The sequence below is a fragment of the Chryseobacterium sp. ON_d1 genome (assembly GCF_006829085.1).
Lineage (GTDB): Bacteria > Bacteroidota > Bacteroidia > Flavobacteriales > Weeksellaceae > Chryseobacterium.
Genome location: NZ_BJTC01000001.1, coordinates 738,049 through 754,587, shown reverse-complemented (window position 1 = coordinate 754,587; position 16,539 = coordinate 738,049). Strand labels below are relative to the sequence as shown.

At 38.1% G+C, this 16,539-nt stretch carries 15 protein-coding genes, 1 tRNA gene and 1 pseudogene; 2 read left to right on the top strand and 15 right to left on the bottom strand.

What is annotated here, in order from left to right:
* Positions 1 to 202: 202 nt before the first annotated feature.
* Together CRS_RS03205 and CRS_RS03200 are read right to left on the bottom strand one after the other, a co-directional pair.
* Positions 203 to 745: a DUF4468 domain-containing protein gene (locus tag CRS_RS03205; protein WP_142722632.1), complete on the bottom strand. Its 543-nt coding sequence runs from the start codon at positions 743 to 745 to the stop codon at positions 203 to 205.
* A gap of 7 nt (positions 746 to 752) precedes the next feature.
* Entirely contained in the window at positions 753 to 1,277 is a 525-nt protein-coding gene (locus CRS_RS03200; protein ID WP_142722631.1) for a hypothetical protein, read from the bottom strand.
* 108 nt (positions 1,278 to 1,385) lie between these two features.
* Here CRS_RS03200 and CRS_RS03195 point away from each other — a divergent pair, with 108 nt between their 5' ends.
* Positions 1,386 to 1,592: a hypothetical protein gene (locus CRS_RS03195; RefSeq protein WP_142722630.1), complete on the top strand. Its 207-nt coding sequence runs from the start codon at positions 1,386 to 1,388 to the stop codon at positions 1,590 to 1,592.
* Between the two features lie 98 nt (positions 1,593 to 1,690).
* Positions 1,691 to 1,945 carry a hypothetical protein gene (locus CRS_RS03190; RefSeq protein WP_142722629.1) on the top strand — a complete coding sequence of 85 codons (255 nt, stop codon included), beginning with the start codon at positions 1,691 to 1,693 and terminating at the stop codon, positions 1,943 to 1,945.
* Positions 1,946 to 1,984: 39 nt separating this feature from the next.
* On the opposite strand, the gene CRS_RS03185 is transcribed toward CRS_RS03190, so the two are convergent.
* The 13 genes and pseudogenes from CRS_RS03185 to CRS_RS03125 form a co-directional block, all read right to left on the bottom strand.
* A complete protein-coding gene (locus CRS_RS03185; protein ID WP_142722628.1) occupies positions 1,985 to 2,707 on the bottom strand; it encodes a hypothetical protein in 723 nt (240 codons plus the stop codon).
* Positions 2,708 to 3,008: 301 nt separating this feature from the next.
* Positions 3,009 to 3,665: a phage portal protein gene (locus tag CRS_RS03180; RefSeq protein ID WP_142722627.1), complete on the bottom strand. Its 657-nt coding sequence runs from the start codon at positions 3,663 to 3,665 to the stop codon at positions 3,009 to 3,011.
* A gap of 73 nt (positions 3,666 to 3,738) precedes the next feature.
* Positions 3,739 to 3,812, bottom strand: a tRNA-Ala gene (locus CRS_RS03175).
* Between the two features lie 152 nt (positions 3,813 to 3,964).
* Positions 3,965 to 5,155 carry a DUF3570 domain-containing protein gene (locus CRS_RS03170; RefSeq protein WP_142722626.1) on the bottom strand — a complete coding sequence of 397 codons (1,191 nt, stop codon included), beginning with the start codon at positions 5,153 to 5,155 and terminating at the stop codon, positions 3,965 to 3,967.
* A gap of 33 nt (positions 5,156 to 5,188) precedes the next feature.
* The gene (locus CRS_RS03165; protein WP_142722625.1) at positions 5,189 to 5,419 is read right to left on the bottom strand and encodes a DUF4266 domain-containing protein; all 231 of its coding nucleotides are present in this window, start codon (positions 5,417 to 5,419) and stop codon (positions 5,189 to 5,191) included.
* Complete coding sequence (locus tag CRS_RS03160; RefSeq protein WP_142722624.1) at positions 5,416 to 6,342, bottom strand: FAD:protein FMN transferase; 927 nt, start codon at positions 6,340 to 6,342, stop codon at positions 5,416 to 5,418. Before CRS_RS03160 ends, CRS_RS03165 begins: the two co-directional genes overlap by 4 nt.
* Before the next feature lie 6 nt (positions 6,343 to 6,348).
* A complete protein-coding gene (locus CRS_RS03155) occupies positions 6,349 to 6,792 on the bottom strand; it encodes a thioredoxin family protein (protein WP_142722623.1) in 444 nt (147 codons plus the stop codon).
* 111 nt (positions 6,793 to 6,903) lie between these two features.
* Entirely contained in the window at positions 6,904 to 7,293 is a 390-nt protein-coding gene (locus tag CRS_RS03150) for a hypothetical protein (RefSeq protein WP_142722622.1), read from the bottom strand.
* Positions 7,294 to 7,343: 50 nt separating this feature from the next.
* A complete protein-coding gene (locus CRS_RS03145) occupies positions 7,344 to 9,851 on the bottom strand; it encodes a cation-translocating P-type ATPase (protein ID WP_142722621.1) in 2,508 nt (835 codons plus the stop codon).
* A 68-nt stretch (positions 9,852 to 9,919) separates the two neighbouring features.
* Positions 9,920 to 10,384, bottom strand: a complete 465-nt coding sequence (locus tag CRS_RS03140) for a heme-binding domain-containing protein (RefSeq protein ID WP_142722620.1) — start codon at positions 10,382 to 10,384, stop codon at positions 9,920 to 9,922.
* 42 nt (positions 10,385 to 10,426) lie between these two features.
* Complete coding sequence (locus CRS_RS03135; protein ID WP_142722619.1) at positions 10,427 to 11,581, bottom strand: efflux RND transporter periplasmic adaptor subunit; 1,155 nt, start codon at positions 11,579 to 11,581, stop codon at positions 10,427 to 10,429.
* A 2-nt stretch (positions 11,582 to 11,583) separates the two neighbouring features.
* Positions 11,584 to 15,931, bottom strand: a pseudogene (locus tag CRS_RS03130) (CusA/CzcA family heavy metal efflux RND transporter).
* 136 nt (positions 15,932 to 16,067) lie between these two features.
* Positions 16,068 to 16,454, bottom strand: a complete 387-nt coding sequence (locus CRS_RS03125; RefSeq protein WP_172616986.1) for a hypothetical protein — start codon at positions 16,452 to 16,454, stop codon at positions 16,068 to 16,070.
* Positions 16,455 to 16,539: the final 85 nt, after the last annotated feature.

Here is a 16,539-nt window from a genome sequence, read left to right as displayed (position 1 = left end):
TGCTTAATATAATAGTACATCCATTGCCTCCTCCTATTGCTGGTTCTATTGATACGATATGATTCACGTTTACCATTAAATACACATTATTACTTCTGAAAATTTGTACAAACATAATTATTGATTTTTTATTGATTTTAGCAAAGCCTCCACAAAAGAGACCTTAATATCACTTGGGTTGTTTTCTACTTGTTTACTTTGATTACCAGTCGTTACTTGTTGCGTGAGGTCTGTTCATCGCATTCTTAAGATCATTTACATTGAGCATTACGTTTTCATAAATAAAATCTTTGATATCTTTCCAAGCCTTTTCGTTAGGTTCGCCCCAACTTGGTTGAGGTGCTTTTTCAGAATTTGTAATTAGTCCATAATCTGTTCTTCTGCATCCATAGCCACCTGATCCTTTATGAGTAAATGAATGGAATGAATATTTGTATTTTCCATCTTTAAGAAAAATACTCAGACTTAGTCTTATAGGCCCTTCTACACACCCGGAACCATAGTACCTTTTTTTATTCCTATAATCTATTATTCCGCTTGCAGTTATTTCTCCTTCTTTTTTGTCTTCAATATCAATAGAGCTTGTATTTTTATTAAATGTTCTTCCAATCCAGCTTCTAGCTCTATTAAATAATTCGTCCTTTGTAATTGTCGAATCTAACTTAACCACCTCTTCATACTTTAATTCCTGAGAAAAGACCAGCATTCCCCCAAAAGTTGTTATCAGTATAATTAATTTTCCCATGGTTATCTTATTTTTCACTATTTAACAAATCTCTTAAATTGAAGAACTCAGGGCCTCTAATGTCAAAAGAAAAGCTATCATATTGATCAAACCTTGCTTTAGATACTAAAATGTAATTCTCATTTACCTTAAACCCTTTCCCCGAAACAAATTCACTATTTTCTATATTGTATTTCTTCATTAATGCAACAAAATGAGTAATATCAAAGACAGTAATCATTTTTTCGACTATTCTATTTTCTTTTAAATACAAGCTATAATTTACATCATCAAGCTTGAAAACATAAGTATAGACACCTATTTTTTCATTATACTTAACCTCAGGTTTCTCATTAAGTAAAGTCGGTTTCTCATATTGCTTTCCTAGTGAAAAATAGCTATCAAACATTGAAACCTCATAAGGAACCACATTGGGTGATTTAAGGATTTCTATAAAATGTTTTTCAAATGTATATTTTACTGCCCTTTTCTTGGATTGAGCATTAAAAGGAACAATTGCGACCATCAATGCTGCAATTAACGTTTTTTTCATGCATTATTTTTCAACAAATATAGAAATATTCTAAATACGCTTTTTTACGGAAACCCTTATAAATACGGATTGCATGGTTAAAATGTTTTGCAATGAAATATATTAATTATGGGATTAAAGCATATTGTAGAACTAAACGAAAAGGAACTGATGGAAATTATCTGCAAGCATTTCGGTTTACAGAAAGACCATTCAATCATTAGAATAAGCCCAGTTGCTGCAGATTACGGGCAAGGAACGTCAACTACAGTTATAGTAGAATCTAAAGAATCAATTGTTTCGCTTGGCAATGCAATCAGAGGAATGGCAAAATAACCATCCCGATCTTCAAAACCTTTTCTTCGCACTTAAAGGTAATTTATCATAAAAAGATTTAATTTTGAAATAATAAAATATTAATTAAAACTAATAATATGAAAGTAGCATTATTATCAACAGAAATTCATAAACTAGATATTGCTATCGATGCAATTGATTTTCCCGCCGCTCCTTTAGTTGGAGATTTTGTTGACATTAAAGACTTTATGAATGAAGAGCAGAAACCTATTTACATAACTTACTGTGCTAAAGAAGGAAAAAGCGAATTTGTACACATTAAAAGGAGATCATGGCATACTGAAAAAGGAGAAGTTGTTATTTATTTACATTTAGAGCACATCGATGCCTAAATCATTTAACAAATATAGCCTCTGTAATAGGGGCTATAATTATATTTCCTTCAAATCTTGTCTCATATTTTTGATAAGTTGTTGTTTTATCTTTTCGGCTGCGGCGGCTTCTCTTATTAAATTCTGTTGATTTAAGGTCATTAGATTTGAGTCTCCAGAATTAATTATTGATGGCATTCGCTGAATTAATAAGTTGCTTTCATTCATTATTCTCTCATATGCTAATTCATACTTATTAAGTTCTTCAATTATCTGATCAGTAGCATGTAATTTAATCTCTGATGTCTCATGCTTAAGCTTGTTTATATCTTTATGTGACTCAGACAATATAGATTGAGTAGATAATTGATATTCAAGGATTCCCTTATTATATTCTTCTTCTGTTGTCGCATTAAGACAGCTTTCTGTGAATTTTTGTGTCATTTCCTGCATCTTTACTGCACTCCTCAGACCGATCTCTGAATTTAATTGATCAAGTTTCTGAAAAAAATTTACATAAGCAGCTTTTTTGCTTTCATACTGGTACTTTCTTTTCGATATATCCAACTCGTGCTCTCTCTTTAGCTCTTCCAGTCGTACTCCAAAGTTCGCCTTTATATTTTCTGTTTCTTCGACAAGTCTTTTATTGTCTTTTAACGCATTTCTACGTTTCATCTTCTCAATTATTAAAGCTGATGTAAGAGTAATTAATGCCATGATTACTACATTACAAATCCATGGATATTTAGCATAGATTTCAGAAATTTCATTAAGTGTTTCCATTGCTTAGTTTTCCACAAATATAACAAAAAGCCCTCTCAAAGAGAAGGCTGTAAATTTAAATTCTTGAATGCTTTAGAGTAAATTTTTTGAACCTACTTCCATACATCAACTTAAGACGATCACAACACTCATAAAGGAATTTATTGTCATCATCCCATTCATCTTCTGATCCCAATTGTAAAAAACCATAGATTTCCCCATACATCACTAGAACATCTAAATAATGTTCAGTCTTACTTCCATTCTTTACGGTTCTGCTAATTAGCATAAATATTATTCCCACTTTTATATGGTACTATCTCTAATATAATGATTTATTATTGAACCCCAAATAGTTATACAGTATTTTTACAATTTCTTTTGCTGGAACTGGTGTTTCTTTCTTAATTTCCTCTTGCATCTTATCCACGTCCTTGATTCCGGCTTTCTCCATTGTTGCTTTCTGGCTGAAGAGTGGCTGATTCCCGTTGACCGCCATTAGCATTTCATAGAACTTAGCTTCGTTGTTTATGATGTAAGGAGTAATGACCGGTTCTGCGTCCAGATCGCTATTGCGGAAACCCGTATTCATTAACTGGAAGAAAGATTTAACAATGGACATTCTACGCTTCAGGGCCGGCACATATACGCTCATTTTATCCATTACCTTCAGATGCGGCAGCATGAATAGGAAAGCTGCATTTTCAGTGGCCAGCATGTTTCCTAATCCTTCTAAAGCTTCCGGAGAAATGTTCACAGAGTTTGTCATTTTGTAGATGATGCTTTCTAGGTCTTTCTTTTCATTAGAAAGTGATTCACTGGCATTGGGAGGTTGAACGAAGTTGGCACTTGCTTTATCTCCATTAAGCTGCAGTACTTTTCCTGTTTTGTCTTTGGAAAAGCTTCCGGTCACTTCACCAGTAAGTGCCAAGATTGGTGCAGAGAACTTCTTATTTACCTCACCAGTATCGCTGGCAATTTAGTACACGATTAATACAATTATAAGAGTGAAAAAATACGGCAAACCTTTTATTGGGCGTGGTTTGCCGTTGTGGAGAATACGGGATTCGAACCCGTGACCTTTTGACTGCCAGTCAAACGCGCTAGCCAACTGCGCCAATCCCCCTTTTTTTATTAAGCGGTACAAAAGTAAGTATTTAAATCATATATGCAAATTTTTTGTCGCTATATTAGAGAAAAATTGTTGTTATTTGCTTCTGCAGAATAATAAACCGCTTTAATCTGATGATTAAAACGGTTTATATTACAGATTACGTCTTATTTAAATCTCAGGTTCAGAGATATGATATCTGAACTCATTCCTACAGATTTGGTATAGTGTCCATATCTGATTTCCAGCATATTCAGACGTTCTATTCCAAACAACCCATTTTTAGGGCTCAGCCTGATCCCTGCCCCGTAAAAATTACTGTTAAAGGTAGACAGGTCATAATTGCTTGTATAATAATCATCAAAAGCAGTATGCTGTTCATAAGGCGCAAAATATTTTGTTCCTTTCTGCGAATAATACCTATAAAACGGACTTACCGAAACAAAAGGAGATATTTTTACCGGAGTCTCGATATTGAAGGTATTGGATCTGACGCCCCAGCTGTCTGTATAATAGCGGTAATAGGTCCTGAAGATAAACCGGTCTCCCAGAAAATAATTGGCCCGCACTCCCAACGGAAGCTTGAATCTCTTATCCGGAAGGGCTTCCTGATGTACAGAACCATCTGTGAAATAGACCCTGTGAAAAGGCAGACTTAGAAAGCCTGTCTGTTGTACAGCATCCGTCAGAAATTCAACCTGAAAATTCTGATTGATAATCTGGGAATACGCTAAAGACAATGCAAAGGTATTTCTTCCGCTTGTTCCATAGTTTTCATGCTCTCTGCCTGTTGGGGTTCCTGTGCGCAGTTCTATTGGAGTTACCAGTTTTACCTGATCAAGATAGGTCTGAAACTTAGCGGTAAACTCCCCCATCCGGTTGGCTGTTTTCTGGGCAAATCCAATATTGATCCCGTAAGACTGATAGTCAAATTCTGTAGAAAATGAGAGCCCTCCGAAGATGGTACTTCCTTTACTTTCATTCTCTCGGCTCCATTGAAGTGACGGATATATTCTTGTATCTGCATGAGAGGCCGAAGAATTGGCTTTAAGGTCGATCATATCTGATGAAGCTGAAGTATAATGATCTACACCAACGCTAAGATTGAATTTATTTTTCCGCTGCTTGCGGTCATATTTTACCATGGTAACATCTATCGTATTGGAAAGATCAGTAAGCTTCTCCGATCCTGTTCCCCCGGTCACCGCAGAATTATTCCCATCCTGACGGTAATAGCTGGATACAAGATTGGCTTCATCAAAACTCAGTTTTTTGGACGGCGCTGTATCGGTATTTTGCTGTGCCTTAGCGCTTACGAACCCAAAGAGGGCCCATATGCTTATTACAATTTTTTTCATTTCTGATTTTTAAATTATATATTGTAATGCACTCTAATTGCATCCGCATCCCCCTCCTACTTTTCCGGAATTAGCCCCCGAGGCCCCTTCTCTGTAAGATTGGAAACTAAGTTCAGTTTTTTCTATAGTCCTGTTGCCCAATGCCATTTCTGCATCATTGAGTTTTGCTTTGTCATATTCTTTCAGAGCGGTACAGGAGTGGATAAGCATGATAATAATAGCCGTCACCAGGCCGATTCCTATTTTTTTTATCGTATTTTTCATTGTAGATTAATGTTTTGAGATGAATAGACGGTATTGTCATCATCTATAATGATACATTCCAGCTGATGGATCTGATTGACCAGATCCAACGCTGCTTTTATTCCCATAATACCGACAGGAGTCGCCATGGCATCAGCTATTTCTGCATTCGGACAGAAAATAGTAACGCTTTTGACTCCTGAGACAGGCATTCCGGTTTTGGGATTGATGGTGTGAGAATACTTTTTGCCATCGATGATGACAAATTTTTCATAATTTCCGGAGGTTGCTACAGCCATATCCGTGATATTCATGTAAGAAAACGGCTGTTTTGCGTGGTCAGGATCTGCAATTCCTACCGTCCACGGTTTTCCGTTGCTCTGCATTCCCCAGGTAGTAAGATCACCGGAAGCATTTACAATTCCTGATGGTACACCTCTTTTCTGAAGCAGCCTTTTTGCCATTTCAGCAGCATAGCCTTTTCCAATACCTCCAAAACCGATTCTCATTCCTTTCTCTTTAAGAAAAACAGTCTGATCTTCGGGATTGAGAAGGATATTCTCATAATTCACCAGTTTTAAATGATCTTTTATAAGCTTTGGATCAGGAAGCTGCTTCATATCGCGGTCAAAATTCCAAAAACCTTTATCTATTCCTCCGTAGGAAATATCGAAATATCCGTCAGTAATCCGGCTGATGCGAAGGCTTCTTTCAATCAGATCAAATACTTCCCGGTCTACTTTTACCGGCTGTATTCCTGCATGATGATTGATCAGGCTGGTCTGGCTGTTTTCACTGAAAGTAGTGAGCAGTTTTTCGATTCTCTGAATTTCGGCCACTGCAGCTTCTATATGCTGATAAGCCATATTTTCATGATTATCTACCACCGTGATCTCAAAAGCATTTCCCATCAGCCTCATAGGCTTTCTGAATTCTCTAAGCATCTTTTCTTATTTTCTTTGCTGTTGTATATCCCTTATTTCTTTACTGAAAGCCAATGCGCTTTCGGAAGGCAGCCCTTCCCAGGTTTTCAGGACTTTCCCATTCTGATCAAGCAAAAGAGTATAAGGAAACAGCCCTTTTGGGTTATACAGATCAGCAAGCGCTCCATTTTCCATTTTCAAATCAGCAGAAAGCTGATTCTTTTTATTTCTTGGAAAATCAGCATTGATATAAACCATAATATTTTCTGTTTCCAGTTTTTTAAAATCTTCTGTTTCGATAATATTCTTATGAAGCTTTATGCAGGGAATACACCAGTCAGAGCCGGAAAAATTAAGTAATATAAGTTCGTTTTTGGCAGCAGCCTCTTTTTTGGCATTTTCAAGGCGGTTCTGGGCCATAATACCAATAGAAAATATACCCGTGATCAGGGTTAAAAACAGTGTTTTCATTATTTTAAAATGGATAATGATTAATAGAATAAGTTGAACGCTGTACACCAACTCATGGTATCCAGTATATACTGACTGCCAGTGGCTGGCAGCCGGTTTTTATTTAAAATATCAGGAGAACAGATATTTTGGGGGCTCCCATGCATTTCTAAGAAAGCCTTTGTAACAGAAATTATCATTCTTTGAGGGCATCTTACGGGATTTTATCTGTTTAAAATGATCGTTCCTCATTTCAAAATGAAAAGGATCTCCAATAATAAAAATCAATGCCAGGGGTGCCGTGTGAATAATAAAGGGTAATTTCTGATCTTTACCGTAATCACCATCTTTAACGGGATGATCATAGTGTGTTTTCAGAAATGCAGTGAGAGACATTTCCGGATTGAGTTTTTTATGTTCCCAATAATGCTCTACCAAAGTCGGAATCTTCAACAGCTGATACACTTCGGTTGTAGAAACCAAGTAAAGAGACAGCAACAATATGGAAATCAACTTTTTCACAAACCAAAATTATATTTTTTTTACGATGAATGATTATTTTTCCATGTTAATTATTTCCTAAAGCAAAGCCTTTTTATAAGTTTATAAATTTCAAACCATAATACAGAAACCGAGGCCGTGAGCAGCGTCAATCCAAGTTCTTTTATGCTAAGAGCCGTTACGCTGAAAAATCCCGAAACAGGTGCTGTATAGAGAATGATCAGCATCAGAAGTACAACCAATACTGAAATGCCTGCAAGCAGAACGTTTCGGTTCTTAAAACTCTCCAGCATGCTGTAATAGAAAGAGCGGTTCACCAGACTCAGCAATATATTGGAAAATATAAGCGTAGTGAACACCAATGCTCTGGTTTTAGCTTCACCATTTCCGTGGTTAACAGAGTACTTATACAGCCATAATATTCCTGCTGTAATGACGAGTCCCTGAATAATGCTTATGGTAAGCTCTTTCCAGTTCAGAAAAGTATCTGTCAATGCTCTTGGAGGTCTTTGCATCGCATTTTTTTCCATTGGCTCATTCTCGTAAACAATGGAACATGTAGGCCCCATTACCAGTTCAAGAAAAATCACATGTACTGGAGTGAATATATGGGGAAATACCCAGCCCAGAAACAAAGGCAAAGAAACGGTGAGTATAATAGGGATATGAATGGAAATAATATACTGGACCGCTTTTTTTATATTCGCATAAATCCGTCGTCCTGCAGCAACACCAATTACGAGCTTATCCAGATCATCATTGGTGATGACCAGTGCAGCAGCTGATTTGGCAATTTCAGTTCCTTTATTTCCCATTGCCACTCCAATATGAGCTGCCTTTAAGGCCGGCCCGTCATTCACACCGTCTCCCAGCATTGCTACAACGTGACCTTGTGCTTTCAAGGCCGAAACCACTTCCAGCTTTGCTTCCGGAAACATTCTTGTAAATAAAGTAGTATCTTCAGAAAGCTTGATAAGATCTGCTTCTGAACATGCTGCAATTTCATTTCCATTAACAGGTGGGGTACTGTTTTTTATTCCTGCCTGCAATGCAATGGCCCTGGTAGTATCCGCATTATCTCCGGTAATGACTTTTACCTGAATACCGGCATCGTAGATATGTTTAAATACTTCTTTTATTCCTTTTTTAGGAGGATCATAGAATACAGTCAATCCTAAAAAGTCAAATTTAAAATCCTGCTGCTTGTCTGGAAAATCATTTCCTTCAAAATGAGATCTGGCAACACCGAGAACTCTGTATCCCTGTTCTCCGAAATTCTTTATTAACGTTCTTATTTTACTTTTTTCTTCTTCTGAAAGATTGGATACACCGATAATGGCTTCCGGAGCTCCTTTAGCCGCAATAATCCGGTCTTTCTGTTCGTTTTCAAAAAGATGGGTCATCATCGGCGGTTTACCTTCCAGCGGGTATTCATGAAACATTTGATAGTCTTTCCTCTGATCAGGCTTTCGGTTCTGCTCATAGATCTTATGCAATGTAATTTCCATGGGATCAAAAGGTACAGGTTCACTACTCCACATGGCATAATCAATGAGCTCATACAGTTCTTTCATTCCAAACTCTGACTCTTCATAAATCCTGTCGGAACGGAAGTCATAAAGATGCTTCAGCTGCATGGAGTTTTCCGTAATCGTTCCTGTCTTATCTGTACAGATCACAGAAACGCTTCCCAGCGTTTCTACAATACTGCTTCGTTTAATAATGATTCCTTCCCGCATCAGCTTCCAGGCACCCAAAGCCATAAACGTTGTGAAGGCTACGGGAATTTCTTCAGGAAGAACAGACATTGCCAATGTAAGTCCGCTCAATAAACTGGTCACAAAATCTCCCGTTTTAACAAAACTGAAAATGCATACTCCCAGGAAAATGATGACTCCGATAACAGCCATTCCCTTTACAAAGTTCCTGATCTGAAGCTGTAAAGGAGATATTTCTGTTTTTATATTGAGTATAGACTGTCCTATTTTCCCTACTCTTGTTTCTTTTCCAATATTTTCAACCTCAAAAACCGCAAGTCCGGAAACCGTAATTGTTCCGCTATAGACTTTATTATCTTCAGATCTGCTGTCCTTAAAAACAGAAAAACTCTCGCCCGTAAGGGAAGATTCGTTGACAGAAAAATCGTTGCTGTGAACAATTCTTCCATCAGCATTGATGAGGTTTCCCTCTTCGGTGATGCACAGATCTCCGACTGCTATTTCAAAAGTGGGAATATCTATAATCTTTGAATCCCTGATCACCTTACTCAATGGTTCATTGAGCTTTTCAAGTTCTTCCAGCGCCTTTTTGCTCCGGTTATCCTGATAAAAAGAAATTGCGGTAACTCCAACAATAGCTGCAAACATGAATAAAGCCTCTCCATAATCCCCTGTAAGAACATAAATGAAGGAAACACATATAAGAAGAATCAGCATCGGCTCTTTCAGGATGTTGAGCAGAAGATCTGCCCATGATTCTTTCTTAACTGCTTCGAGGCGGTTATATCCGTACTTTTTTCTTGAATCGGCTACTTCAGCGTCTGTAAGTCCTTTTAAGTCTTCCGGTATATTGTAATTCATAGGAAATGGATATGGATATTAAATTTACTGATTGTTTTATTATATCAGAGTAATGTTTTCTGTTTTTTCTATTCAATCTGCTTTTTAACCTCTTTTACCCATTGTTCAATTTCTGACTTTTGAGTATCATTCAGCTTTGCATTCTGGTGAACAACCGTATAAGATGTAAGAGGCATTTCACCCTCTCTGACCGTTTCTGCCACTTCATCAAGTTTCTTTAATTTTTTCTCTTTTGAATAACTGTAAAATTCATCAAAATTGAAATGCCGCTTTCCCGAGTTCACATGATCTGCCAGCCACCATTTCACAGGCTGTATGTTATTGTACCACGGATAAGCAGTAGTGTTGGAGTGACAGTCATAACAGCTTGTTTTTAATATTCCCTGCACATGATCCGGAACCCGGTAATGTTTTTCAATAGCATTTTCCGAAGGAACCACCGCTATATTTTTATCAGTATCAAAAAACTGAATTACAATCAGTAACAGGACTACAAAACCTGCTCCTGTTTTTATTAAAGAAGATGTTTTCATAATTTGTATTTATTTATAAGTTCTTTTATTTTACTATAATTTTTATTCATCTGCAGTGTTCTTAAGTTTCATAAGAAGTGTATATGCATTTTTGATGACTATTTTTTTATTTTTAAAATCGTCTGCATTTATAATCTGAACAAATCCGTTTTCTGTTTCGCCTAATGTAACAGGAGTCAGTCGGTAGGTTTGTTTTTTTTCTTCTACGAAGACAAAGTCTTTTCCTTCAAAACTGACAATACTCTCTTCAGGAACAGCATTGGAAAAAGAGGTACTGGTCTCAATTTCGGCATTCATATACATTCCGGGTACAAGGCTCTGGTCATATTTTTCAAAATGACAATGTACTTCAGCCCATCCGCCGGGGGTCACATCTTTGCTGATCAGCAGGATTTCACCATAGTATTTTTTATCAGGTTCGGTATTGGTATAGGCGGCAAACCTCTGCCCTTTCTTCAGATTTGCCAGATCTTTTTCATATACTTTAAGGTTAAGATGTATATCATCCGGATTAATGAGTTCAAAAAGGACATCAGAAGGATTCACATATTTACCGACATTCACGTTCACCTTGCTAACAAAGCCATTGATGCTGCTGTAAACCGGTACGCTTTTCTGAATACTCCCGGAATTCAGAGATTCAGGATTGATATTGATAAGACGGAGCTGCTGAGCCAGAGAGTTCATCAGGATTTTCTGGCTGTTCATTTCAGACTGGGCCTGCTGCATTACCTTATCGCTGGTGGCCTGACTTTGGTTGAGCGTTTTCTGACGGTTATAATCCAATTGAGCAAAATGATTTTTAGATTTTGCCATTAAATAATCCTGCTGAAGCTGAATAAACTGCGGATTTTCTATCACTGCAATCACCTGCCCTTTTGACACCGGCTTTCCCGGAAGCAGGCTGCTTGATTTCAGGTATCCGCCTAAAGGAATACTGACAGAAACCAGATTTTGTGGCGGTACATCTATCATTCCGTTCAGCTTTAAAACGGAGGAGATTTTCTGCAGGGAGAGTACCGTTGTTACTATAGGTGCATTTTTCAGTTGCGCATCGGTAAGCATTACTACATTTTCATCTTTTGAAGATACTGTTGCCGGCGCCGGCTCTGTTTTTCCATGATCTTTACACTCATAAAACATGAGCAATCCAATTATTGACAGGGAATATGATATGATTTTAAATGTACGTTTCATTGTTATGGATTTAAAGTAAGGTATTCCAGCTCTATAGCACTCTGATTCAGCTTCCATACTGCATCGGTGTAGCTGTTTTTTAAAGTAACCGCCTGATTGATCAGGATGACAAATTCCAGATAGTTGATTTCTCCTTCAAGAAACTGTTTTTTAGCTGTTTCAGTGATGATATCGGCATTTTTCAATTCTGAGTTTTCATATTGTGAAACAATGTCAAGGTTAGCCTGATAAATTCCGGATGCCTTTCTGTATTGGTTCTGCAGGTTGAATTCCATATTGGCAATATCACTTTCCACAACAGATTCAGCAATTTTTGCGGCCTGAATTCTGGCTTTCTGTCCTCCGGAAAAAACAGAAACTGAAACTCCAAGCTGTACAGAGTGAAACTGTGGTGCACCCTTGTACACTTTATCATCTGCGCCCATCCCTTTGAAGCTGTTGAGGTTGTAGGCCAGCTGAAGTCCGGGAAGCATTTTTGCCTTTTCAAGGGCAATCTGCTGTTCAGAAATGTTTTTCTGCTGCTGCAATACTTTAATAGCAGGATGTAAGCTGAGCTCCTCTTTAAGACTTCCCTGATAAATTCTCTGATCTTCCGGAATGAAATTTGTTTCTGCATTTAAAAGCCACTGAAGCTGATATCCCAGTACTGAAAGCTCCTGGCGTAATTGCTTCAGCTGAATTTCAATAGCCGATTTTTGATTGGATGCTGTTGTTTTTTCCAGAATATTACTCTCACCTGCTTTCAGACGGATATTGGCCTTATCGAGAAAATCAGTGTACAGCTTTAATGTTTCCTGAAGTAGCTTTTCTTTTTGTTTCGCGTACAGGATATTGTAAAAGGTAAGACTAACGGCTTTCTTCAGCTCATATTCTTTAAGAGAAACATTCAGCAGGGACTTTTTCCATTCTTCCGTGTATACATTCTTCTGCTTTTTATACACTGTCGGAAATGCTATATTCTGTGAAATTCCGAATTTCATATCTGTCAGTGCGCTGTTGATCTGCCCATAATCTACTGTTACTCCCGTTTGAGGAATATCAGACGATGACCTGATAAGAGCTTTTGTATATTCTGACTTTAGTTTTTCATTTTTGAGATTTCTGTTATTTTTCAGAGCAATATCAACAGCTTCCTGTAGCGTAACGGGAGTCTGGGAGCTTACCAGCCCTTCAAAACCGAAGCATAAGATAAAGATCAGAACGGATATTCCTTTTTTATTTTTTATTTCTTTCATTTTTAAATCCTTTTTCAATAGTTACATACAATAATGGCAAAACAAACAGGGTAAGAAAAGTTGCAACCATCAAACCTCCTATAACCACCGTTGCCAAAGGCCGCTGTACTTCAGCTCCAGCTCCGTTGCTGACTGCCATCGGAATAAATCCAAGTGAAGCAACAAATGCTGTCATCAGCACCGGACGAAGCCTCGATTCTCCACCATCGATAATGATTCTTACGATATTTTTAATTTCTCTCTTCTGAAGACGGTTGAACTCTGAGATCAACACGATTCCATTGAGCACCGCTACCCCGAAGAGCGCAATAAATCCTACACCCGCACTGATGCTGAAAGGCATTCCCCTGAGCGCCATCAGAAATACACCGCCAATAATCGAAAGAGGAATCGCAGTATAGATCAGCAAGCTTTCTTTCACAGAATTAAAAGCCAGGAAAAGCATAACGAAAATAAGAGCCAGAGCAATAGGAACTGCTATCATAAGGCGCTGTTTGGCGTTATTAAGGTTTTCGAACGAGCCTCCATACGTCATATAATACCCCGTAGGAAGTTTCATCTTCTGATCTACCTTATGCTGAAGTTCTTCTACAATACTCTGAACATCTCTGCCTTTTATATTAAAGCCTACTACAATTCTTCTTTGAGCGTTTTCCCTCTGAATCTGATTGGGACCATTCTTCACTTCCACTTTAGCAAGCTGAGACAGCGGAATCTGATTTCCAAAAGGTGTGGGAACTAAAAGGTTCTTAATATCGGTAACATTTTTCCGGTCTTTGGTATCCAGGCGTACCACCATGTCAAAGCGTTTTTCTCCTTCAAAGACCAATCCTGTACTTTGTCCTGCAAATGCAGTATTGACCACCCGGTTGATGTCCGAAACAGATAAATGATACTGGGCAATCAGGGGGCGGTTGTATTCTATGATTACCTGTGGCATTCCCGAAACAGGTTCGATGTAAAGATTCTGGGTCCCTTCTACTGTTTCTATAATTTTTCCAAGCTTCTGCGCATTTTGGGAAAGCACATCAAGGTCTTCTCCAAAAATTTTGATTACCACATCCTGCCTTGCTCCGGTCATCAGTTCATTAAACCGCATCTGTACAGGATATTGAAAGCTGGCCGTAATTCCAGGTACCTCCTGCAGCTGTTTACCCATCTTATCCGCTAATTCCGGAAAAGTGGATGCTGAGGTCCATTCTTTTTTATCTTTTAAAATAACCATCATATCAGACGCATCCATCGGCATCGGGTCTGTAGGAACTTCCCCGCTTCCTATTTTTGTAACGACCTTTTCCACTTCCGGAAACCTGGATTTGAGAATATGTGCTGCTTTCTGGGTACTTTCAATAGTTGTTGTCAGACTGCTTCCGGGCAAAACTCTTGTATCTACTGCAAAGTCTCCTTCTTCAAGGGAAGGAATAAATTCGCCTCCCATTCTGGATAAAATGAAAACAGCGGTTATAAATAAGATTGCCACCACACCAAAAACTATTCTGGGTATTCTGAGAAGTTTGAGCAAAACTGTCAGATAGATCTTCTCTACCTTTTTCATCATTTTGTCTGATAATGTTGGTTTGTCGCTTCTTTTTCTCAGCAGTACCGCACTCATCATCGGAATATAGGTCAGTGAAAGCAAAAATGCGCCGAGGAGTGCAAAAGCTACGGTCTGAGCCATCGGTTTAAACATTTTTCCTTCGATTCCCTGCAGGGTAAGGATCGGGAGATAGACAATCAGAATGATAATCTGTCCGAAAACAGCGCTGTTCATCATTTTCCCTGCAGATTCTATAACTACAGTGTCCATTTCGGATTTTCCGACAGAGAATATCTTTTTAAATTTTGAATTGTGACTGAACTGGTGTAAAACAGATTCCACAATAATCACTGCTCCATCGATAATCAGTCCGAAATCCAGAGCTCCAAGGCTCATCAGATTTCCACTGACTCCAAAGAGGTTCATCATACATATTGCAAAAAGCATCGCCAAAGGAATAACGGAGGCAACCAGCAACCCTGCTCTTATATTTCCAAGAAATAAAACCAGTACGAAGACTACGATCAATGCTCCTTCTGTAAGGTTTTTTTCTACTGTTCCGATGGCATTGTTCACCATTTTGGTTCTGTCCAGAAAAGGCTCTATCACCACTCCTTTCGGAAGGGTTTTCTGAACCTGGGCAATTTTTTCCTTTACATTTTTTATGACCTGATTACTGTTCTCGCCTTTGAGCATCATTACTACAGCTCCTGAAACTTCTCCCTGATCATTAAAAGTCATGGCTCCATAACGGGTGGCAAAGCCGGTTTTCACTTCAGCAATATCCCGTATAAACAGAGGAACAGCATTTGTTTTGGTTGCAATAGAAATATTGTTTATTTCTTCAATACTTCCTACTAATCCTTCACTCCTGATGTAAAGAACAGTAGGTCCTTTTTCGATATAGGCACCTCCTGTATTCTGATTGTTGGCCTGCAATGCATCAAATACGTCATTGATTGTTATTCCATAGGCATTAAGCCTGTCCGGATTTACAGCAATTTCATACTGTTTCAGTTTCCCTCCAAAGCTGCTTACTTCCGCCACTCCCTTTACACCCAAAAGCTGTCTTCTTACAATCCAGTCCTGAATAGTACGGAGTTCTGTGATATTGTACTTTTTTTCGTATCCCTTTTCGGGTCTTACCACATACTGGAAAATTTCGCCAAGCCCTGTGGAAATAGGTCCAAGCTGTGGATTTCCAATTCCCTGTGGGATAAGAGACTGTATCTGCTGAAGTCTTTCGGCAACCTGCTGCCTTGCCCAGTAAATATCAACATCATCTTCAAAGACAATCGTAACCAAAGAAAGTCCAAATCTGGAGAAACTCCTGATTTCCTTCAATCCTGAAATATTATTGTTGGCCTGTTCTATGGGAAAAGTTACAAGCCGTTCTATATCTGTCGCACCAAAAGATGGCGCAGTGGTAATAACCTGTACCTGATTGTTGGTAATATCCGGTACTGCATCTATTGGCAGCTGGGTTACCTGATAAGATCCCACACCAATGAGTCCCAATACCAACAATGCAATTATGAGTTTATTCTTTACAGAAAACTCAATGATTTTTGTAAGCATATAATGATTGATTAATCTTAATTTTCGTGATAAAATTCCGGTATTCTGAAGCATAGACGGAATGCATCTGCATTACGTACAGACACTCTGAGAAACAGAATACCTTCCCAGCCAAAAAACTGACTGAGAAAACAGATTAAGACTGATGAGATCTTGGCGGCTGCCAGATAGAGTTGAGAATTTCCTTGTTGTAAAGAGCACTTTTATAAAAAGTCTTCTTGGTCTCAATAGGATTAAATACCTTCTCTATACAATGAAAATCTAAAGAAGGATTGATGGTAAAAGCCACAGACAGCAGACTTGCATGTGAAACAAACGGCAGTCTCTGGTCCTGATCGTGGTCACTGTCTTTTACAGGATGATCATAATGGGTTTTCAGAAATGCGGCAAGTGACATTTCAGGATTCAGGCTTTTATGCTGAATATAGTGCTCAATGAGAAGCGGCATTTTCAAAAGCTGATACAGTTCGGTAGTAGAAACCAAATACAATGATAACAATAATATGGAAATCAGCTTTTTCACTCTGTCAAAATTATAAATTTTTCCATTAAGAATGATTTTAAATAACCTATACCAGAGTAAATAAAGCTGTATTCGGCGGAAATTT

Coding starts and splice junctions, on each gene's coding strand:
- CRS_RS03205 (WP_142722632.1), bottom strand. CDS start 745: ATGGGAAAATTAATTATACTGATAACAACTTTTGGGGGAATGCTGGTC.
- CRS_RS03200 (WP_142722631.1), bottom strand. CDS start 1,277: ATGAAAAAAACGTTAATTGCAGCATTGATGGTCGCAATTGTTCCTTTT.
- CRS_RS03195 (WP_142722630.1), top strand. CDS start 1,386: ATGGGATTAAAGCATATTGTAGAACTAAACGAAAAGGAACTGATGGAA.
- CRS_RS03190 (WP_142722629.1), top strand. CDS start 1,691: ATGAAAGTAGCATTATTATCAACAGAAATTCATAAACTAGATATTGCT.
- CRS_RS03185 (WP_142722628.1), bottom strand. CDS start 2,707: ATGGAAACACTTAATGAAATTTCTGAAATCTATGCTAAATATCCATGG.
- CRS_RS03170 (WP_142722626.1), bottom strand. CDS start 5,155: ATGAAAAAAATTGTAATAAGCATATGGGCCCTCTTTGGGTTCGTAAGC.
- CRS_RS03165 (WP_142722625.1), bottom strand. CDS start 5,419: ATGAAAAATACGATAAAAAAAATAGGAATCGGCCTGGTGACGGCTATT.
- CRS_RS03160 (WP_142722624.1), bottom strand. CDS start 6,342: ATGCTTAGAGAATTCAGAAAGCCTATGAGGCTGATGGGAAATGCTTTT.
- CRS_RS03155 (WP_142722623.1), bottom strand. CDS start 6,792: ATGAAAACACTGTTTTTAACCCTGATCACGGGTATATTTTCTATTGGT.
- CRS_RS03145 (WP_142722621.1), bottom strand. CDS start 9,851: ATGAATTACAATATACCGGAAGACTTAAAAGGACTTACAGACGCTGAA.
- CRS_RS03140 (WP_142722620.1), bottom strand. CDS start 10,384: ATGAAAACATCTTCTTTAATAAAAACAGGAGCAGGTTTTGTAGTCCTG.
- CRS_RS03135 (WP_142722619.1), bottom strand. CDS start 11,581: ATGAAACGTACATTTAAAATCATATCATATTCCCTGTCAATAATTGGA.